The 19,319-nt window shown below is 72.3% G+C and carries 18 protein-coding genes; 13 read left to right on the top strand and 5 right to left on the bottom strand.

Annotation, left to right across the window (positions count from 1 at the left end; translation table 11 throughout):
• Positions 1-28 precede the first annotated feature (28 nt).
• The 5 genes from ACFY1H_RS24560 to ACFY1H_RS24540 are packed head-to-tail and all read left to right on the top strand — an operon-like array spanning position 29 to position 5,069.
• Positions 29-1,594, top strand: coding sequence for a class I adenylate-forming enzyme family protein (locus ACFY1H_RS24560; protein WP_386949890.1), 1,566 nt, complete (start codon positions 29-31; stop codon positions 1,592-1,594).
• On the top strand, positions 1,591-2,043 hold the full coding sequence (locus ACFY1H_RS24555) for a VOC family protein (protein ID WP_366581232.1): 453 nt from the start codon (positions 1,591-1,593) through the stop codon (positions 2,041-2,043). Before ACFY1H_RS24560 ends, ACFY1H_RS24555 begins: the two co-directional genes overlap by 4 nt.
• Before the next feature lie 22 nt (positions 2,044-2,065).
• Positions 2,066-3,418, top strand: a complete 1,353-nt coding sequence (locus ACFY1H_RS24550) for an FAD-dependent oxidoreductase (protein ID WP_366581233.1) — start codon at positions 2,066-2,068, stop codon at positions 3,416-3,418.
• Between the two features lie 60 nt (positions 3,419-3,478).
• Positions 3,479-4,240 carry an SDR family NAD(P)-dependent oxidoreductase gene (locus tag ACFY1H_RS24545; RefSeq protein WP_366581235.1) on the top strand — a complete coding sequence of 254 codons (762 nt, stop codon included), beginning with the start codon at positions 3,479-3,481 and terminating at the stop codon, positions 4,238-4,240.
• Between the two features lie 28 nt (positions 4,241-4,268).
• On the top strand, positions 4,269-5,069 hold the full coding sequence (locus ACFY1H_RS24540; RefSeq protein WP_366581237.1) for an SDR family oxidoreductase: 801 nt from the start codon (positions 4,269-4,271) through the stop codon (positions 5,067-5,069).
• 9 nt (positions 5,070-5,078) lie between these two features.
• On the opposite strand, the gene ACFY1H_RS24535 is transcribed toward ACFY1H_RS24540, so the two are convergent.
• Complete coding sequence (locus ACFY1H_RS24535; protein ID WP_366581238.1) at positions 5,079-6,842, bottom strand: biotin carboxylase N-terminal domain-containing protein; 1,764 nt, start codon at positions 6,840-6,842, stop codon at positions 5,079-5,081.
• A gap of 159 nt (positions 6,843-7,001) precedes the next feature.
• Between ACFY1H_RS24535 and ACFY1H_RS24530 the strand changes: the two genes are divergently transcribed.
• The 7 genes from ACFY1H_RS24530 to ACFY1H_RS24500 all read left to right on the top strand — a co-directional run bounded on the left by ACFY1H_RS24530 (position 7,002) and on the right by ACFY1H_RS24500 (position 14,452).
• Positions 7,002-8,582, top strand: a complete 1,581-nt coding sequence (locus tag ACFY1H_RS24530) for a carboxyl transferase domain-containing protein (RefSeq protein ID WP_366581240.1) — start codon at positions 7,002-7,004, stop codon at positions 8,580-8,582.
• Positions 8,579-9,388: an enoyl-CoA hydratase/isomerase family protein gene (locus ACFY1H_RS24525; protein ID WP_386949884.1), complete on the top strand. Its 810-nt coding sequence runs from the start codon at positions 8,579-8,581 to the stop codon at positions 9,386-9,388. The genes ACFY1H_RS24530 and ACFY1H_RS24525 overlap by 4 nt, the downstream gene beginning before the upstream one ends.
• Positions 9,388-10,203, top strand: coding sequence for a nuclear transport factor 2 family protein (locus ACFY1H_RS24520; protein ID WP_366581243.1), 816 nt, complete (start codon positions 9,388-9,390; stop codon positions 10,201-10,203). The genes ACFY1H_RS24525 and ACFY1H_RS24520 overlap by 1 nt, the downstream gene beginning before the upstream one ends.
• A 10-nt stretch (positions 10,204-10,213) precedes the next feature.
• Positions 10,214-11,503 (top strand): cytochrome P450, encoded by a 1,290-nt coding sequence (locus ACFY1H_RS24515; protein WP_366581244.1) that lies wholly within the window; start codon positions 10,214-10,216, stop codon positions 11,501-11,503.
• Entirely contained in the window at positions 11,500-11,694 is a 195-nt protein-coding gene (locus ACFY1H_RS24510; RefSeq protein ID WP_366581245.1) for a ferredoxin, read from the top strand. Before ACFY1H_RS24515 ends, ACFY1H_RS24510 begins: the two co-directional genes overlap by 4 nt.
• Positions 11,691-13,607, top strand: a complete 1,917-nt coding sequence (locus ACFY1H_RS24505; RefSeq protein WP_366581247.1) for an FAD-dependent oxidoreductase — start codon at positions 11,691-11,693, stop codon at positions 13,605-13,607. The genes ACFY1H_RS24510 and ACFY1H_RS24505 overlap by 4 nt, the downstream gene beginning before the upstream one ends.
• Positions 13,608-13,759: 152 nt before the next feature.
• On the top strand, positions 13,760-14,452 hold the full coding sequence (locus tag ACFY1H_RS24500) for a TetR/AcrR family transcriptional regulator (protein ID WP_366581249.1): 693 nt from the start codon (positions 13,760-13,762) through the stop codon (positions 14,450-14,452).
• A 42-nt stretch (positions 14,453-14,494) separates the two neighbouring features.
• Here ACFY1H_RS24500 and ACFY1H_RS24495 read toward each other — a convergent pair whose 3' ends face one another.
• The 3 genes from ACFY1H_RS24495 to ACFY1H_RS24485 all read right to left on the bottom strand — a co-directional run bounded on the left by ACFY1H_RS24495 (position 14,495) and on the right by ACFY1H_RS24485 (position 17,522).
• Complete coding sequence (locus tag ACFY1H_RS24495) at positions 14,495-15,295, bottom strand: alpha/beta hydrolase (RefSeq protein WP_366581251.1); 801 nt, start codon at positions 15,293-15,295, stop codon at positions 14,495-14,497.
• A gap of 91 nt (positions 15,296-15,386) precedes the next feature.
• Positions 15,387-16,535 carry an acyl-CoA dehydrogenase family protein gene (locus ACFY1H_RS24490; protein WP_386949877.1) on the bottom strand — a complete coding sequence of 383 codons (1,149 nt, stop codon included), beginning with the start codon at positions 16,533-16,535 and terminating at the stop codon, positions 15,387-15,389.
• Positions 16,536-16,787: 252 nt separating this feature from the next.
• Entirely contained in the window at positions 16,788-17,522 is a 735-nt protein-coding gene (locus ACFY1H_RS24485; RefSeq protein WP_386949874.1) for a transglycosylase family protein, read from the bottom strand.
• 442 nt (positions 17,523-17,964) lie between these two features.
• Between ACFY1H_RS24485 and ACFY1H_RS24480 the strand changes: the two genes are divergently transcribed.
• Positions 17,965-18,570 carry a nitroreductase family protein gene (locus ACFY1H_RS24480; RefSeq protein WP_386949871.1) on the top strand — a complete coding sequence of 202 codons (606 nt, stop codon included), beginning with the start codon at positions 17,965-17,967 and terminating at the stop codon, positions 18,568-18,570.
• 15 nt (positions 18,571-18,585) lie between these two features.
• On the opposite strand, the gene ACFY1H_RS24475 is transcribed toward ACFY1H_RS24480, so the two are convergent.
• On the bottom strand, positions 18,586-19,314 hold the full coding sequence (locus tag ACFY1H_RS24475) for an SDR family NAD(P)-dependent oxidoreductase (protein ID WP_386949867.1): 729 nt from the start codon (positions 19,312-19,314) through the stop codon (positions 18,586-18,588).
• Positions 19,315-19,319: the final 5 nt, after the last annotated feature.

Genomic DNA, 19,319 nt, shown 5'->3' with positions numbered 1-19,319 from the left:
CCGCACCGGCACCTACCAGAGGACACCCATGGTCAACATCGGACGGATCCCGGAGAAGTGGGCGGCGCTCACGCCGGCCCGGGACGCGATCGTCGACGCCCCGAGCGGCCGGCGGATGGACTGGAGAACGCTCGACGAACGCGTCCGCAGGCTCGCCAACGGGCTGGCGGGCGAGGGCGGTCTGGGTCTGTCGCAAGGGGACCGGGTCGCGATCCTGGCGAAGAACTCGATCGAGTACCAGGAGCTGTACTACGCCGCCGGGCGCGCCGGGCTCGTCACGCAGCCCCTGAACTGGCGGCTCGGCGCGGGCGAGCTGACCCGGATCGTCGCCGACGCGGCGCCGAAGGCGGTGATCGCCTCCGACGAGTGGCTCGACACCGCGAAGCAGCTGCAGGCCGCGGTGGACGTGCCGAACTGGCTGCAGTACGGGGAATCGGGCGACGGCAGCTACGAGGACCTGCTGGCCCGCAGCAGCACCGACGAGCCGGTGCAGTCGTCGTCGGTCGGTGACGCCGACCCGTTTTTCATCCTCTACACCGGCGGCACCACCGGCGAGTCGAAAGGCGCGTTGCACAGCCACACGAGCGTGTCGTTCGGGATGCTCAACCAGACTGTCGCCGAGCGCATCGTCGCGACCGACGTCTACATGCTGACCGGGCAGATGTACCACATCCCGGTGGTGCTCTCGATGAACTACCACCGCCACGGCTGCCCGCTGGTGCTGATGAACTTCGAGGCGCGCACGGCGCTGGAGCTCATCCAGGAGGAGCGCGTCTCGGCGTTCCTCGGCATCACCACGATGCTCAACTGGATGATGGCCGTGCCGGGCTTCTCCTCCTACGACATCTCGGCGCTGCGCAACATCCAGTACGGCGGCGGGCCCATGCCCTCATCGGTGGTGAAGGCGGCGCTGGACCAGTTCCCCTGCACGCTGATCCAGGGTTACGGGCAGACCGAGGGCACCACGATGTGCTTCCTGTCGCAGGAGGACCACCTCGACGCCGTGCGCGGCATCCACCCGGAGCGGCTGATGTCGTGCGGGCGCGAGGGTTTCGTCACGCAGGTCCGCGTCGTCGACCCGGACGGGCGCGAGGTGCCGAAGGACGGCCGGACCGCGGGCGAGATCATCGTGCGGTCCGAGGCCAACATGCTGGGGTACCTCAACCGGCCCGACCTCACCGAGAACACGATCCGCGACGGCTGGATGTGGACCGGCGACATCGCCACCTGGGACGCCGAGTCCTACGTGTTCATCGTCGACCGCGCCAAGGACATGATCATCTCCGGCGGCGAGAACATCTACTCGATCCAGGTCGAGGAGGCGGTGAACAAGCACCCGTCGGTGCTGGAGTGCGCGGTGATCGGCGTGCCCGACGACGAGTGGGGCGAAGCGGTGAAGGCGTTCGTGGTGCTCAAACCCGAGACGACGGCCACCGAGGCCGACATCATCGCCACGGCGAAGCAGCACCTCGCGTCCTACCAGAAGCCCCGGTCCGTCGAGTTCGTCGACGCTCTGCCCAAGGCGCCCACGGGGAAGATCCTCAAGCGCGACCTGCGCCGCGCGTACTGGGCGGACCGCGGCCGGTCGGTGTGACGGCGGGACTGCACCACCTCGGCGTGCGCGTGGCGGAGCTGGAGCGGGCGGTGGCCTTCTACCGCGAGCTCGGCGCCGAACCGCTCGCAGGTGAGTTCACGCTCGACCCCGGTGCGGCCGCGCTGGCGATGAACACCGACCGCGAGGTGCGGGTCGCCCTGCTCGGGTTCCCGGACGGCAGCGGGATCGAGCTGTTCGAGTTCGGTGAGCCGGCGCCGCAGTGGTGTGCGGCGCCGGAGCCGGCGGCCCGGCTGCCGCACCTCGGCATCCGGGTCGACGACGTCGACGCCGCCCTGGCCCGGGCCGAGGCGGCCGGCGGCGAGCGGCTGTGGAACCGGCCGAAGCAGTGGGGTCCGGTGCGGGTGGTCTACCTGCGCGATCCGGACGGGACCGTGCTCGAACTGCTCGACGCGCCGCTGCGGGCGGTCGCCGACGTGGTCGCCCCGTGAACACCCGGCTGGAGGAGGGATCTTGTCCTACGACGTGATCGTGCTCGGTGCCGGCGTGTCCGGCCTGGTCACGGCGTCGCTGCTGGCCGAGCAGGGCCAACGCGTGCTGCTGCTGGAAAAGCACGCGTACCTCGGCGGGCGGGCGCGCGAGTACCGGTACCGGGGACACCAGCTCGGCCTGGGCAGCCACCTCGTCGAGGATCCCGGCGACTCGCTCACGAGGGTGTGCGCGCTGATGGGGCTCGACCTCGTGCACTCCGAACGCAGCGACTCCATGCCGTTCTGGACCAACGGCCGGGGCTGGGCGCCGATCCAGGAGCAGTACGCCGGCCGCGCGAAGCAGGGCCTCAAGCGGTGCATCCAGGCGCTGAACGAGACGTCGTACGAGGAGCTGGAGAACTGGAACCACGCTTCGCTGCGGGAGTGGATGGCGCAGTACACCTCGGATGAGGGCGTGTACACCGTGTGGGAAGCCATCTCCGTGCTGGAGCAGATCACCTTGCGGCCGTGGGAGCACTCGGCGTCGGAGAACCTCTGCACGCGCAAGCTGCACTACTCGACGCGGCGCACGGCCGGGTACTCGTTCTGGCCCCTGGGCGGCTGGGATGCGTTGTGGCACAACATGGTCTCGGCGTTCGAGGCCCATGGCGGTGAGCTGCGGCTGTCCGCGCCGGTCCGCCGGGTCGACGTGCGCGACGGCGCCGTGCGCGGCGTGACGCTGCGCGACGGCGAGGAGATCGAGGCGCCGCAGGTGGTCGTGTCGGCGCCCGTGTGGGATCTGCTGCGGCTGTTCGACGACGACGTGCTGCCGTGGGACCTCGCGGCGCGCATCCGGATGCTCGCGGCCAACCGGAACCGCGCTTGCTGGATCGGCTACTGGATCGCCGCGAAGGAGCCGGTGATCGCGATGACCGAGCGCGAGATGGCCTCGTTCCTGTCCACGCCGCGGTGCGGCCTGCCCGGCTTCACCCTCAACTTCACCGGCTACGACGGCGGGGTCTCACCCGCCGGGGAGTACCTGACGTGCGTCGGGGCCTCGTTCGACGCGACCACCCACTACGGCGACCGGGCCTGGCTCGACCGGAAGTTCGCCGAGCTGTGGGAGGACATCGAGGAGATGCTGCCCGCGGCGCGCGGTGCACTGTGGACGAAGCCGCACGTCGTCACCAGCTACGGCGTGATCACCAAACCGGGCCTCGTCGGTCCGGTCCGGCCCGACACCGAGGTCCGCGGCGTCGAAGGCCTGTGGCTGACCGGCGACACGACGCGCGCCCGCGGCATCGGGATCGACAAGGCCGCGCGCTCGGGCATCACGGCGGCCGAAGCGGTGCTCGGGCGGCGGCTCGACGCGTTCGCCGGGACGATGCGCTATTGACCGGAAATCTGGGGACGGCAACGACTTGCAGGAGACAACCATGGCGGGAAAGGCGTTTGCATGAGGATCGAAGGGTCCGTCGGCCTGGTCACCGGCGGTGCGTCGGGTCTCGGTGCCGGCACCGCGCGGCGGCTGGTCGCCGGGGGCGGCCGGGTGGGCATCCTGGACCTGGCGAGCTCGGCCGGCGCCGAGCTCGCGGCCGAGCTGGGCGAAGCCGCGCTGTTCGTGCCCACCGACGTGTCAGACGAATCGGCGGTGGAGAAGGCGGTCGGCGCGGTCGCGGAGCGGTTCGGGCGCCTCGACGTGTGCGTGAACGCGGCGGGGATCAGCCCGGCCGCGCGGGTGCTGTCGCGCAAGGGCGAGCTGCACCCGCTCGACCTCTTCCGGCGCACGCTGGAGATCAACCTGGTGGGCGCGTTCGACGTGCTGCGTCACGCCGTCGCCGTGATGACGCGCAATGAGCCGGGGCCCGACGGCGAACGCGGGCTGATCGTCAACGTCTCGTCGGCCGCCGCGCTGGAAGGGCAGGCCGGGCAGGCGGCGTATTCGGCGTCGAAGGGCGGCCTGGTCGCGCTGACCCTGCCGCTCGCGCGGGACCTCGCGATCTGGGGGATCCGCGTGATGACGGTGTGCCCGGGGATCATGGACACGGGCATGCTGGCCGGCGCCGACGAGAAGCGCCGCGCCGCGCTGATGGACCTGCACGTGTTCCCGAAACGCCTGGGCCGCCCCGAAGACTTCGCCCGGCTCGTGACGAGCTTCATGGAAAACGAGCTGCTCAACGGCGAGGTCGTCCGGCTCGACGCCGCGACCCGCCTCTGACCGCCCGATCGACGACGAGGAGTTTCCGATGTCCCGCAACGCCACGCCGCTGGCGGGCCGCATCGCCCTGGTGACCGGCGGCTCGCGCGGTGTGGGCCGCGCGATCGCGACGCGGCTGGCGGCCGACGGTGCCGCCGTCGCGGTCAACTACCGGCGTGACGCCGGCGCGGCCGAGGAGGTCGTGGCGGGGATCGCGGCCGAGGGCGGGACCGCGGTCGCCTACCGCGCTTCGGTGGACGACGAGGCCGCCGTCGGCGCCATGGTGCAGCGGGTCCGCGCCGACCTCGGCCCGGTCGACCTGCTCGTGAGCAACGCCGGGACGGCGAGCCGCGGCACGCCGATCGCGGACACCGAGGAGCAGGAGTACCTGCGGCTGCTGCGGGTGCACACGCTGGGACCGCTCGCGTTGATCCGGGCCCTGCTGCCGGGGCTTCGCGCCGCGGCCCGGGGTGACGTGATCGTGGTGTCGAGCGCGATCGTCGAGACCACGCCGGCGGGTGGTGCCGCGTACACGATGGCGAAGGCCGCGATGGAGACCGCCGCGCGGACCCTGGCGCACGAGGAGCGGCCGCACGGCGTGCGCGTCAACATCGTCGCGCCCGGCCTGGTCGCGACCGACATGGGCGAGCGGCTCGTCGCGGCCTCCGGCGCGCCGGCGATCGCCGACCTCGACGCGCGCTACCCCTTCGGCCGTGTGGCGCGGCCCGAGGACGTGGCCGGCGTGGTGGCGTTCCTCGCCTCCGCCGACGCCGATTACCTGACGGCGCAACGCATCCTCGTCGACGGCGGCGGCCCGGACGTCCCGATCGTCGCCGCGCCGCAGCGGTGACCGCCGGGCTCAGCCGAGCGTGATCAGCGGAGCCCCGGCGGCGACGGACGTGCCGGCGGAGACGAGGACGGTCCCGACGACACCACCGACGTCGGTGCGCACCTGCATCTCCATCTTCATCGCCTCCAGCACCGCGACGACGTCACCCGCGGCGATCTCCTGCCCGAGCTCGACCCGGACCTCGACCACGGTGGCGTCCATCGGCGCGGTCGGCGGTCCGCCGGCGGTCGCGCCCGCGGTGCTGCCGGATCCGCTGTCGCGCGCCGGGCGTTCCGACAGCGCGGCAACCACTCCCGGCCGCGCGGCGCGCCCGTAGACCGCGATCTCGACCGGACCGCGGTCCGTGGCGATCCGGACCAGCCGGGCGGGCACGGCGTTCGTCGCGGCGGCAGGCGGATCGGGGGGAGCGGCGGGACCGGGGGGAGCCGCGGCCGGCACCCACTCGCGTTCGACGGATCCCGTGTCGTGCCTGCCTTCCGTGAACGACGCCGATTCGAGGATCGTGCGCAGGTACGGCGCGGTCGTCGGCGGACCCGCGACCCGCAGCTCGCCCAGCGCGCCCACGAGCCGGCGCCGTGCGGTGTCGCGATCGGTGCCGTGGGCGAGGACCTTGCCGAAGAGCGAGTCGTACATCGCCGGCACCGCGTCGCCGGCTTCGACGCCGAAGTCGTTGCGGATTCCTGGCCCCAGCGGCAACGCCAGACCGGTCACGGTGCCCGGCGCCGGCCGGAAGCCCGCCGACGGGTCCTCCGCCGCGATGCGGGCCTGGATCGCGTGTCCGCGCACCACCACGTCGTCCTGCGTGAACGGCAGCGGCTCACCGAGCGCGACCCGCAGCTGCGCCGTGACGAGGTCCAGGCCGGTCACCAGCTCGGTCACGCCGTGCTCGACCTGCAGCCGGGTGTTCATCTCCAGGAAGAAGAACTCGCCGGTCTCCGGCAGCACGAGGAACTCGACCGTGCCCGCGCCGACGTAACCGACCTCGCCCGCCAGCGCCACGGCCGCCTCCCGCAGCGCGGTCCGCACGCGGTCCGGCAGGCCGAACGCCGGTGCCTCCTCGATCAGCTTCTGGTGCCGGCGCTGCACCGAGCAGTCCCGGTCGGCGAGGTGGACGACCGTGCCGTGCGCGTCGCCGAACACCTGCACCTCGACGTGGCGCACCGGCTGCAGGTAGCGCTCCAGGTGCACCTCCGGCCGGCCGAAGGCGGCGCCCGCCTCCCGCGCGGCCGCGGCCATCGCCTCGGAGAGCCCGTCGGCCGACGTCACGACGCGCATGCCCCGCCCGCCGCCGCCGAACGAAGCCTTGACCACCAAGGGAAACCCGATCCGGTCCGCCTCGGCCGCCGCCTGTTCGACGGTGAGATCCGCGGTGCCCGGCGGCACCGGCACACCGCACTTCTCCGCCACCGCGCGCGCCGCGACCTTGTCGCCCATCCGCGCGATGACCGCCGCGGACGGCCCGACGAACGTCAGCCCCGCCGCGGTGACCGCCTCGGCGAACGCGGCGTCTTCGCTCAGCAGGCCGTAACCCGGGTGCACGAGGCGCGCGCCGGCCGCCTTCGCCGCGCCCAGCACGGCGTCGATGTCCAGGTAGGACGCTCGTGCCGGCGGCGGCCCGATCCGGTGGGCTTCATCGGCGAGCCGGACGTGCAGCGCGCCGGCGTCCGCGTCGCTGTGGACGGCGGCGGCCCGCAGGCCGAGTTCGTGGCACGCGCGGATGACGCGCACGGCGATCTCACCGCGGTTCGCCACCAGGACGGTCGCCTCTGGCATGTCGGTTTCCCTCACGTCCGTGGTGTCGCTGCACACCCGTCTTGGGGGTTCCGTCGCGGACGACGAGCACCCCGTGGAGAACTGTCTACCAACCAGTCGTCTGATAGTCTAGGGTCGGCTCCGGGGACGGACCACCCGATCCCGGCCAGGGGAGGTCCCGTGACGACGAGGAGCACCGTGCGCGACGACTCGGGTGACGACACCGCCGAACCGGCCGAGGTCACGATGGCCGACCGGCTCGCCGTCCTCCGCGAGAAGCAGGCGGCGGCCCACGCCAGCGGCGGGCCGGAAGGCCTGCGCCGGCACCGGGAATCCGGCCGGCTGCCCGTGCGGGAGCGGATCGAGCTGCTCGTCGACTCCGGCTCGTGGTTCGAGATCGGCGCGCTCGCGCTGCCGGAGCTGCGCCGGGAGAAGCCGATTCCCGGCGACGCCGTGGTGACCGGCTTCGGCCTGCTCGACGGCCGGCGCATCGGCGTGATCGGCATCGACTCCTCCGTGGTGGCCGGCACGACCGCGCCCATCAGCATGCGCAAGCAGGGCCGGCTCATCGAGCACGCGCAACGCCACGGATTCCCCCTCGTTCTCCTGTGCGACGCCGACGGCGGCCGGATGCCGGACGTCTCCGGCTGGCGGTTTTCCGGTCTTCCCCTGGACTTCACCACGTTCCTCAAGCCCCCGCCCGGTCAGCCGGTGGTGCCGAGAGCCGCGGCCGTGCTCGGCCCGAGCTACGGCGACTCCGCCCTGCACGCCTCGACCGCCCACTTCGTGGTGATGGTGCGCAGCGGGTCGATCGCGCTCTCGGGTCCGTCGGTCGTGGAGCCGGCGATCGGCGAGAAGGTCACCGACACCGAGCTGGGCGGCCCGGCCGCCGCGACGGAAGCGGGCAACGCGCACCTCGTCGTGGAGACCGAGGCCGACGCGATGGACGCCATCGCCGCGTTTCTCTCCTACCTGCCGCAGAATTCCACGCTGAAGCCGCCGCTCGCGCCGCCGCGGCCGCCGGCCCGGGACCCGCGTGAGCTCGAGTCGATCGTGCCCCTCGGCCCGCGCTCGGGTTACGACATGCGCGACGTGTTCGCGTGCATCGCCGACGAGGCGAGTGTGCTGCCGTGGGCCGACGGCTGGGGGCCGAGCCTGCTGTGCGCCCTGGCCCGGATCGAAGGGCGGCCGGTCGGGCTCATCGGCAACCAGCCGATCGTGCGGGCCGGGGCACTCGAGCCGCCGACGCTGGCGAAGGAGCGGACGTTCGTGAAGCTGTGCGACACGTTCGGCCTGCCGCTGGTGTTCCTGCACGACGTGCCCGGCCTGATGATCGGCACCCAGGCCGAGCGCGGTGGCATCCTCCACGGCTACGAAGGGCTCGTGTCCGCCATCGCCGAGGCCACCGTGCCGAAGGTCGGCGTGGTGCTGCGCAAGGCCTACGGCGGCGGGCACTTCGCGATGGGCGGGCGCCCGACCAAACCGGATTTCCTCTACGCGTGGCCCAGTGCGGAGCTGGGGTTCATGGCGCCCGAGACCGGCATCCGCACCATCCACCGGCGCCGGCTGGAACGCGTGCTGGCCGAAGAAGGGCCCGAAGCGCACGCGGCACTCGTCGTCGAGCTGACCGAGGAGTGGATCAGCGAGGCCGAGCCGTGGGAGGCCGCCGCGCACCTGTCGCTGGACGACGTCATCGAGCCCGCCCGCACGCGGGAGGTCATCGCGACGAGCATTGAGATCACCTCGGGAGGACTTGCGTGAGCACCTGGAATCCCGCCGCGGCCCGCACCCTGCGCGTCGAGGTCGACGACACCGGCGACGGCCCGGGTGCGGTCGCGGTGCTCACCCTGAACACCCCGGGCAAGCTCAACGCGATGGGCCGCGAATTCTGGCCGGAGCTGCGGGAAGCGCTGTCCCACTTGGCCGCCGACGGCCGCACCCGCGCCGTGATCATCACCGGCGCCGGCGACAAGGCGTTCTCGGCCGGCGGCGACATCGCGAGTTTCGCCGACCTGACCGACCTGGTGGCCAAACGGGAGTTCCAGCAGGACTGCATGCGCACCTTCGCCGCGGTGGAGGAGTCGCCGCTGCCGATCGTCGCGGCCGTCAACGGGTTCGCCCTCGGCGGCGGGTGCGAACTGGCCCTGGCGTGCGACGTGGTGGTGGCCGCCGACACGGCGACGTTCGGGATGCCGGAGTGCGGCGTCGGGCTGGTGCCGGGGTTCGGGGTGCTGCGCGCGCCGTCGGTCATCGGGCGGCACTGGACGAAGCTCATGATGTTCGGCGGCGAACGGGTCGACGCGGCCACGGCGTTGCGGATCGGCTTGGCGCAGAAGGTGGTTCCCGCCGCCGAGCTGATGAGCGCCGCGCGCGAGCTCGCCGGGCGGTTCGCGGCGATGGCCCCGCTCGCCGTGGCCAGCGGCAAGAACCTGGTCAACCGCGGTGTCGACCGCGGCGAGTTCGACCACTCGACCGCCGCGCTCACCACCCTGCACGCCACCGCCGACGCCGCGGAGGGCATCGCCGCCTTCCTGGGCAAGCGGCCGCCGAAGTTCGAGGGCCGTTGATGATCGCCCGCCCGGATCCCTTCGTGGCGCTGATGCGCCGCTACGTCAACGACTACACCAACCGCCACGACGTGTCCGTGTGCGCGGAGATCATGGAACCCGGCTACGTCCTGCGCATGGGCCCGCACGAGGTCGCCGGGCGCGACGACGCGTACATCCCGGCGGCGCAGCGGCAGTTCGAGCAGTATCCCGGGCTGTGCCTGACGGTCCACTCGATCGTCACCGACGGCCGGAAACTGGCCCTGCGATTCTCCGAGCACGGCCGGCGTGCCCGCGACGGGCGCGTCGCCGTGTGGACGGGCATCGGGCTGTACGGCTGGAACGGCCGCCGGCTGGAGACGAACTTCGTCGAACAGGACTACCTCTCCCGCCGCCGTCAGCTGAGCTCCGGGAACCCGCCGCCGGTCGACGCGCCCGCGTCGGCGCCGTGGGACACCGAAGCCGAACCGGCGAACCCCGCGGCAGAATCCCTGGTGCGGCAGTGGATCGCGGCCGGCGGGGCCGTTCAGCCCCAGGACTCCGCCGCCATCCGCTTCGACGACGGCGACGCCGGGCCCGCCTTGCTCACCGACGTCACGTCGAGTGTCGACGAGCTGTTCTCCGCGGGCGAGCACGTCGCGTTCCGGATCACCGCCACGGGCGCCTACGCCGGCGGGCTCGGTCCCGACGGCGGCGAGGCGGCCGTCGGCACGCCCGCGACCCTGCACCTCGTCGGTCTGGTCTCCGTCGCGGGAGGCCGGATCGGCGGCTGGATCGTCCGCGACCGGCTCGGGCTGGCCCGCGGCCTCGCGCAGCCGGCCGCCGCCGGCTCCTGAGAGGACACTCATGTCTGCCACCGAAAACCCCGCTGTCACCGAAAATCACACTGCCGCCGAAAATCACGCCGTCCCCGACGACCTGCTCGAGCCCTCGGCGAGCGCCGACCCGTACCCGGTGCTCCGCGAGTTGCGTGCCGCGGACCCGGTGCACTGGAGCGACAAGCACGGCGCGTGGCTGCTGACGCGCTACGATGACGTCTCGGCCGCGTTCCAGAACAAGGCGTTCTCCAGCGACCGGGTGCGGCCGCTGCTCGCCGCGCGCGCCGAGCGGCCCGGCCAACCGGAGGCGACGACCGCGGTGCTCGGGCTGATGGCGAGCTGGATGGTCGTCTCCGACCCGCCGGCGCACACCCGGCTGCGCAAGCTGGCCGCGGGCGCGTTCAAGGGCCAGGGGATCGCGCGGATGGACGGCATGATCACCCGGATCGTCGACGAGCACATCGACGGTTTCCTTCGCGACTCCGGCGCGCAGGACCTGATCGAGCACATCGCGTATCCCTTGCCCACCACCGTGATCGCCACGATGCTCGGCGCGGCGCCCGAGGACCGCGACCGCTTCCGCGAGTGGTCCGACGAGCTCGCGCTGGTCGCGTTCGGCGCCGGCGGCACCGCGCGGGCCGAGCGCCACGAGCGGGCGTTGCGCGGCCTGCGCGAAATGGACGCCTACATCCGCGAGCTCATCGCGAAGCGCCGCACCGACCCGGGTGAGGACATGCTCTCCGCGCTCATGGCCCACGACGGCGACGCCGACCACCTCTCCGACGACGAGCTCGTGGCCATGTGCGCCCTGTTGCTGTTCGCGGGCCACGAAACCACGACCAACTCCATCGCCAACTCCCTGCTGGCCTTGCTGCGGCGGCCGGACCAGCTCGACCGCCTGCGCGAGGATCCGGCGCTGATCGGGCCCGCGGTCGAGGAGCTGCTCCGGTTCGACGGGCCGATCAAGGTCCTGATCCGCTGGGTCGTCGCGGAGACCGAGGTCGGCGGCCGGACGATCTCGCCCGGGGAACGCGTCCACCTCGTGCTGGCCGCCGCCAACCGCGACCCGGCGAAGTTCACCGACCCCGACTCCCTGGACCTCGGCCGAGCGCCCAACCCGCACCTGGCGTTCGGCAAGGGAATCCACGCCTGCATCGGCGCGCAGCTCGCGCGGATGGAGACGCGGATCGCGGTCAGCCGGATCCTCGCCCGTATCCCCGGGCTCGCGCTCGCCGGCGATCCACAGTGGAAGGCGAGCCTGGCGTCGCGAGCCATGGAGACGCTCCCCGTCACGCACGGCGCCGGGAGGACCGCGTGAAGATCGGCCAGGTGCCCGGCGTCTGCCAGGGCCACGCGCAGTGTTACATCATCGACCCGGACCTGTTCCCCCTCGACGACAACGGATTTTCGGGCGTCGCCGCGGAGCAGGAGGTGCCGCCGGGGGAGGAGGACACCGCGGAGATGGGCGTGGAGGCCTGCCCCGTCGCGGCGCTGCGGATCCTCCGGTGAGCGCGCCGGACGTGTTGTTCACGCCGGTTCGGGTGGGGCGGCTGACGTTCGGCAACCGGCTCGTGATGGCGCCCATGGGCACGTGCCTGGACCAGGACGGCCACATCACCGACGACACCGTGGCCTACTACCGCCGCCGCGCCGAGGGTGGCGTCGGCGCGATCACCGTCGAGGGCTGCCTGGTTTCCGCGGACACGGTGGGGCCCGAGCCGCGGCTGTGCGCGCCGGAGTACGTGCCGGGGCTGCGGCGGATCGTCGAGGCGGTGCGCCCGCACGGAACCGTGGTCGGCGTGCAGCTCATGCACCCGGGCCGCCAGGTCGTGGCCGGCCCGTCCGTGGCGCCGTCGCCGGTCCCGCTGAACTCGGCCGCGCCCACTCCGCACGAGCTGACCGGGCCCGAGATCGAGCGGATCGTCGCCGACTACGCGCGGGCGGCGCGGTTCGCGGCCGAGGCGGGCTTCGACTACCTGGAGGTGCACGGCGCCCACGGGTACCTGCCGTCCAACTTCCTTTCGCCCCGGCACAACCTGCGCACCGACGGCTACGGCGGGCCGCTCGAAAACCGCGCCCGGTTCTCCCTCGAGGTGGCGCGCGCGATCGTCGCGGCCGTCGACCTCCCTCTCGTCTGGCGGCTCAACGGGACCGACGCCGAACCCGGCGGCTTCGACCTGGATTCCGCCGTCACGGTGGCGAAGCTGCTGGAGGACGCGGGCGTCGCGGCGATCTCCGTGTCTTCGGGCACCTGGCTGACCCTGCACGAGACGCTGGCGCCGATGGCCGTGCCGCGCGGCCACATGCGCCCGCTCGTCCAGGCCGTGCGCCAAGCCGTGTCCGTGCCGGTCATGGCCGTCGGCCGGCTGGACGACCCGGCGCTGGCCGCCGAGATCGTGGCCTCCGGCGACGCCGACCTCGTGCTGCTCGGGCGCGGCCTGATCGCCGAACCGGACTGGCCCGACCTCGTGCGCGCCGGCCGGCTGGACGAGGTGCGCCCGTGCATCGCGTGCAACGCCTGCGTGGACCTGGTCGGGCGGGGCGAGCGGGCGCGCTGCTCGGTGAACCCGGAGGTGGGCCGTGAGCTCACGTGGTCCGTCGAGCCGGCCGCGGCGGCGCGAAACGTGCTGGTGGTCGGCTCCGGGCCGTCGGGGCTGGAGGCCGCGCGGATCGCCCGGCTGCGCGGGCACCACGTCTCGGTGTGGGAGGCCGCCGACGCGCTCGGCGGCAAGCTGTCCGTGGCGGGAGCGGCGCCGAGCAAGCGGGAAGTGTTGCGGTTCCGGGATTTCCAGGCGCGCCGGCTGGCCGAGCTGGGCGTCGAGATCCGCACGTCGTCACCGGTCTCCGCGGCGACGGTGGCCGAGGAGCGGCCGGACGTCGTGGTCGTGGCGACGGGCGCGGTTCCGTGGGTGCCGCCCGTGCCCGGCATCGACGGGCCGGACGTGCACGACGCGCAGCGGCTACTACGCGGGGAGATCGACGTGGCGGCCGGGACCCGGCTGGTGGTCGTCGGCGGCAGCGCGACCGGTTGTGAGGCGGCGGAGCTGATGCGCGCCCGGGGCGCGGAGGTGACGATCGTCGAGATGCGCGGCAGCATCGGCCGCGGCATCGAGGCAATCACGCGGCGGGAGCTGGTGAAACAGCTGCGCCACGACGGGGTTCGCGTTCTCACCAACGCCGTGGTCGTCGGAATCGAGCCGGGTCTGGTGCGCTGGCGCCCGGCCGACGAGGACACCGCCGCCGAAGAGACCGTCGAGGCCGATCTCGTCGCGCTGGCCATCGGCTGGCGCGCGACGGGACCCCAGGTCGCCGCCGAGCTCGCGGCCGACGGCGTCGACGTCCGAGTCCTCGGCGACGCCGAAACGCCGGCCGACTTCGTGCGCGCGATCAACGCCGGCGCCGACACGGGACTCGCCGTCTGAAGGCCGGCCGCTTGCCGACGGTAGCGTGATCGCCACCCGCGGGACCTCGGCCGGTGGTTGACTAATCGGTCGTTTGGTAGATTGATGGTTTCGAAAGGTCCGCTCGTGCCCAGTGCGCCCGGCGGCGAAGCTCACGAATGAGGGTGGTCCGGGTGCGGCAGCCGGCGGGCAGGGCGGAGCGGCGCGGCGGTGGTTCGCGCAAGCCCCGTGAGGAACGGTGGGCGGAGCTGTTCGCCGTCGCCACCGAGGTCTTCTACGAAAAAGGCTACGAAGGCGCTTCGCTGCAGCACATCGCCGACCGGCTGGGGCTGCTCAAGGGAAGCCTCTACTACTACATCCACTCGAAGGAAGACCTGCTCTTCGAGGTCATGAGCGAGGTCCACCGCCAGGGGCTCGCCAACATCGTCGAACTGGCGAGCCGGCCGGGCGATCCGTTGCAGCGCCTGCGCAACGTGGTGATCGGGCACGTCGACCACATGTGCAACAACCTCACCGGGACCACCGTGTTCCTGCACGAGATGGCGGCGCTGCCGGAGGAACGGCAGGCCGAGATCCTCGGCGGCGAGCACGCGTACCGCTCGGTGTTCCTCGACCTGGTCCAGAAGGGCAAGGCCGAAGGCCTGGTGCGCGCGGACATCGACCCGAAGCTGGCGAGCCTGTCGATCCTCGGGTCGGTGAACTGGGTGTACCGCTGGTTCCGGCCCGGGGGCGAGTTCACGCCGAAGCAGATCGGCGAGCACTTCGCGGATCTCATCGTCCACAGCCTCGCGGCCGACGGCGTGCTGCCGGTCGAGAAGCCGGCCAAACCCAAGCGGGGCAAGGAAACCACGGCCTCGGAAAGCTGACTCACCGCGAGCCGGGTGGTCCCGGCCCGCGGCGGGGGAGCGTCAGGCGTCGAGGAACTTCCGCAGCACGGTGTCGAACTGCTCGGGCTGCTCCAGGAACGGGCAGTGCGCGGCCCGCTCGATGATCTCCAGCCGGGACCCGGCGATGTGCTCGTGCAGGTAGGGCGCGTTGCCCGCCGGCACGGCGACGTCGTCGGCGCCCGTGACGACCAGCGTCGGGACGTTGATGAGCGCCAGCACGTCGCGGTAGTCCTGGATGATGAAGTCCCACGACGCCAGCGCCATCGCCGCCTGATCGCAGCGGCGCATCTCGGCCAGCGTGGCTTCGCGGTCTTCCGGCGCGAGCGGGGCCGCGAAGAACGCCGGCAGCAGGCTTTCCGCCGCGGCGCCGAAGTCGCTGCCGACCAGCCCGACCCAGCCCAGCAGGCCGTCGAGATCGGCGAACCCCAGGTCCCAGCCCTCGGACTTGAGCAGCTTCGGGCTCGCGCCCACCAGCGTCAGCGTGCGCAGGCGCTCGGTGCCGAACAGCTCGACGTACTGCAGGGCCGTGGAGCCACCGCCGGACCAGGCCACCAGGTGCACCGGCTCGTCGCCCGTCCACGCCACGACCTCGGCGAGATCCGCCGCCAGCCGCGCGGTGCGCTGGCCGCGGGTGGTCTTGTCCGACTCGCCCTGCCCGCGCGGGTCGTAGGACACGACCCGGAACGAGGCGGTGAGCGTCGCGAACTGCTTGCGGAACCACCACGTCGAGACACCCCAGCCGGGCAGGAGCAGCAGGGTGGGGCCGGCTCCTTCGTCCCGGACGTGCAGCCGGGTGCCGTCGCGCATCGTCAGGTCGGGCATCGTCGCCTCACTTGAATCTACCGGTCGTTTGGTGGCCGAGCTTAGCAGTGGGCAGGGCCACATCCAAGACGCCCGCTGTCGCCCGCCCGGGTCAGAAACCCAGTGAACGGCCGATGATCTCTTTCATGACCTCGGTGGTGCCCGCGTAGATGGTCTGGATCCGGCTGTCGGTCCAGGCGCGGGCGATGGGGTACTCGGCCATGTAGCCGTAGCCGCCGTGCAGCTGCACGCCGCGGTCGACGACCCGCCGGCACAGCTCGGTGGTCCACCACTTCGCCTGCGCCGCCTCGACGGCGTCCAGCTCGCCGCGGCTGTGGGCGAGCAGCAGCCGGTCCACGTAGGACTGCGCGATCTCGGTCTCGGTCTTCATCTCGGCCAGCACGAACCGGTTGTGCTGGAACGAGCCGATCGGACTGCCGAACGCCTCGCGGCTCTTCGCGTACTCCACGCACAGCTCGTAGGCCCGGCGCGCCTGCGCGGTGGCCTGCACGGCGACGGCGAGGCGCTCCTGGCTGAGGTGATTCATCATCAGGTAGAAGCCGCGGCCCTCCTCGCCGAGGAGGTTCGCCGCGGGCACGCGGACGTCGTCGAAGAACAGCTCGGCCGTGTCGGCGGCGTGCTGGCCCACCTTGGCCAGCTTCGCGCCGCGGCGGAAGCCCGCGCGGTCGGTCTCGACGACCAGGAGCGAGATGCCCTTGCGGCCCGCCGCGGGGTCGGTCTTCACCGCGGTGATGACGAGGTCGGCGTTGAGGGCGTTGGTGATGAAGGTCTTGGCGCCGTTGACGACGTAGTGCTCGCCGTCGCGCACGGCCCGCGTGGTGATCGCGGCGACGTCGGAACCCGCGCCGGGTTCGGTCATCGCCAGCGCGAGGACGGTCTCGCCGGCGACCACGCCGGGCAGCCAGCGGGCGGCTTGCTCGGGGGTGCAGTGGTCCACGAGGTAGGGCAACGCGATGTCGGCCTGCAGCGACAAGCCGAGCCCGGCGCCCAAGACGTCCGCGGCGGCCAGCTCCTCGCTGAGGATGGCGTTGAAGCGGAAGTCCGCGCTGCCGCCTCCGCCGTGTTCCTCGGGTGCGCAGATGCCGAGCAGCCCGACTTTCCCCGCCGCGTGGAACAGTTCGCGGTCGACCCGGCCGGCGGCTTCCCACCGCTCGCGGTGCGGAACCACCTCGGCCGCCACGAACCGCCGGACGCTGTCCCGGTACGCCTCGTGTTCGGCGTCGTACACCGCGCGTTGCACCGCCCCACCCCGCTTCTGTCGGCTGGGGCGAAACTACCTGACGTCTGTTTGGTGAGTAAAGCCGTGGGCTGCCGGCGGGGACGTGCGGGGTAGGCGGGCCGGTGTTCCCACGACGAGAGCCCGCTTACCCCGCGCGCCTTCCGCCGCGAACTCGCCGAAGGTGCCCGAGCGCACCCGCGGCGGGGGATCCGCGGTGGCTCGCCGCCCGCGTCCGCGGCGCCCGGGGGAAAGCGGCGCGGACGCGGACGGGGGTCACTTCGTGGCGATCTTCTGCCCGACCAGGATCAGGTTGGCATCGGGGACGTACGCCGAGTTCAGCTGCTGCAGGTGCTGCCAGCCACCGGCGACGCCGGTGCGCGCGGCGATGCCCGACAGGGTGTCGCCCGCGACGACGGTGTAGTCGCCGTTCGGGTTCGACCGCGTCGCGCCGGTCGCGGGCGCGCTCTTGACCTGCGGCTTGACCTGCGGCTTGACCTGCGGCTTCGCCTTGGCCTTGAGCTTGGTCTTCGCCTGCGGCTTGGCCGCCTTGGCCTTGCTGTGGCCGGTGGCCGCACCGCTGTCGGCGGACCCGGTGCTCAGCTGGCCCGAGAACGAGCCGAAGCCGGCCGGACCGGAGCCCGTGCTGCACTCCCACGGCGCCGAACCCGACTTGGCGTAGATCCGGTCCGCGACGACCTGCTGCTGGGCCGGGGAGGCCTTGTCCGCGGTCGGCGCGAACTGGCCGCCGCCGTTCGCGAGCCAGGTCTTGGTGACGATCTGGAACAGACCGGCCGGACGTCCGGCGCGCTGGCCGGCCGCGGTGTTGTTGACCGCGGTCGGGTTGCCGGAGCTCTCGCACTTGACCAGTCCGGCCTGCCCGGGGAAGGCGTTGGCCGGACCGGCGCCGACGAGGCCGATGCCGCCGAGCGTGGCGCCCGCGAGAGCCGCGGTGGCGCCGGTGCGTTTCAGGACGGTTTTGGTGTGGCTGGGTTTGCTGTGTCGCCCCACGGGGGTGGGCTCCTTCTTTTTCACACCGCACGCCCGGCTCCGCGCCCGGGGAGGGGCCGCGTCTGCCGGAGTCTCGCGGTGGCTTCCGGCCGCTGATCCTCGGGGGTGGATCGCAGGTCACCGCGAAAGCACGACGAGGTTAAGAACAAGCAACGACATGTGTACAGAGTCCGTGGGAAGCGACACAGATCAACTGGCGGCGTAGCGGTAACGCGACAGTGTGTCATGTCAAATCGGCGTCAGTCGGTGGGGAGATCTTGGCTCAACAACAACGAAAAGCTGTCGGGCGGGCGATCGTTTGGCGCGTAACCGGTCACGGAGAAAAATTTCACACTTGTCGAGTTGTCCGTCAATCGGCACCGGTTTCGGCTGCTCGCGGGTCACGGTTCGACTGATTTCGAAACTCCAGCGGGCGCGGTGGATCTTGCGCCATGCTGATCGCATGGAGTTCTCCGAGGTTCTGCGCCACCGCCGGATGATCCGGGCCTACCGGTCCGACCCCGTGCCCGAAGACGTCCTGCGCCGCGTGGTGCGGGTGGTCCGGCGCGCGCCGAGTGCCGGGTTCAGTCAGGGGCACCGGCTCGCGGTGATCACGGCGCCCGACGTCCGCGCTCGCATCGCCGAGATCGCCGAGCAGCCGTACGTCGATTTCGGCCTTCCCGCGTGGATCTCGAAGGCGCCGGTGCACATCGCCGTCGGCATCCGGGAAGCGTCTTACCACGCGCGCTACCAGGAAGCCGACAAAACCGACGACGACGGTGCGGAATACGCGTGGCCCGTGCCGTACTGGTGGTTCGACAGCGGTGCGCTGCTGTCCCTGCTGCAACTCGCCGCCACCGACGAGGGGCTCGCCTCGGGCTTCTTCGGCCTCGGTGACCAGGGCCAGTTCGACGCGGTCCACGCGCTCACCGGCTTTCCCGAGGACGTCGTGCTGACGGGCGTCCTGACGCTCGGCTACTCCGCCGAGGACCCGGGCGCGCCGCCGAGCGGCAGTGCCGGCAAGCGCGCGAAGCTGCCGATGGACGAGCTGATCACCTGGCTCGGCTGAGCTTTCAGGCCGGGTTCAGGCCAGGTTCAGGCCGCCGTCGACGGTCAGCACGGCGCCAGTCGTGTACGGGCTGTTCAGCAGGCTCAGCACGGCGGCCGCCGCGTCTTCGGGCGCGCCCAGTCGGCCGAGTGGCGCCCGCGCGCCGGCGTTGTCGCGCAGGTCGGTCCAGTCGTGGGTCAGTGGCGTGTCGATGTAGCCCGGCGCGATCGCGTTGACGCGGATTTCCGGTGCCAGCGCGACGGACAGCAGCTTGGTCAGGTGGATCAGCCCCGCTTTGCTGACCGCGTAAGGGATCGAGCTGCCGCTCACCGTCAACCCGGCCACCGATGCGACGTTGACGATCGCGCCGCGGCTCGCTCGCAACGCGGGCGCGGCCGCGCGCGAGAGGTGCCACGGGCCGAGCAGGTTCACGCCGAGCACCTGGTCCCACCACTCGTCCGGTACGGCGTCGAGGTCCCGGTGCGGGATCCATCGCGCGATGCCGGCGTTGTTCACGACCACGTCGAGCCGGCCCCACCGCTCGACGGCCGCCGCCACCAGCCGCGGCGCCGCCGCGGGGTCGGAGATGTCGCCGTCGACGTACACCGCGTCGGGCAGCTCCGACACGAGGGCGTCGCCCGCCTCGGGTTTGCCGAAGTCGTGCACCACGACGCGGTGCCCCTGTGCGGCCAGCGCGCGGCACACGGCGGCGCCGATGCCCCCGGCCGCGCCGGTCACCAATGCGACCGGGTTCTTCGTTGTCATCTGAC

The organism is Amycolatopsis sp. NPDC001319 (assembly GCF_042896185.1).
Classification (GTDB): Bacteria; Actinomycetota; Actinomycetes; order Mycobacteriales; family Pseudonocardiaceae; genus Amycolatopsis.
Note: the sequence above shows the minus strand (reverse complement) of the source record. Positions and strands in the feature narration are given on the sequence as shown.

Bases quoted from the DNA above. Each gene is read 5' to 3' on its own strand.
- ACFY1H_RS24560 (WP_386949890.1), top strand. From the start codon at position 29: ATGGTCAACATCGGACGGATCCCGGAGAAGTGGGCGGCGCTCACGCCG.
- ACFY1H_RS24545 (WP_366581235.1), top strand. From the start codon at position 3,479: ATGAGGATCGAAGGGTCCGTCGGCCTGGTCACCGGCGGTGCGTCGGGT.
- ACFY1H_RS24475 (WP_386949867.1), bottom strand. From the start codon at position 19,314: ATGACAACGAAGAACCCGGTCGCATTGGTGACCGGCGCGGCCGGGGGC.
- ACFY1H_RS24540 (WP_366581237.1), top strand. From the start codon at position 4,269: ATGTCCCGCAACGCCACGCCGCTGGCGGGCCGCATCGCCCTGGTGACC.
- ACFY1H_RS24495 (WP_366581251.1), bottom strand. From the start codon at position 15,295: ATGCCCGACCTGACGATGCGCGACGGCACCCGGCTGCACGTCCGGGAC.
- ACFY1H_RS24520 (WP_366581243.1), top strand. From the start codon at position 9,388: ATGATCGCCCGCCCGGATCCCTTCGTGGCGCTGATGCGCCGCTACGTC.
- ACFY1H_RS24515 (WP_366581244.1), top strand. From the start codon at position 10,214: ATGTCTGCCACCGAAAACCCCGCTGTCACCGAAAATCACACTGCCGCC.
- ACFY1H_RS24535 (WP_366581238.1), bottom strand. From the start codon at position 6,842: ATGCCAGAGGCGACCGTCCTGGTGGCGAACCGCGGTGAGATCGCCGTG.
- ACFY1H_RS24480 (WP_386949871.1), top strand. From the start codon at position 17,965: ATGGAGTTCTCCGAGGTTCTGCGCCACCGCCGGATGATCCGGGCCTAC.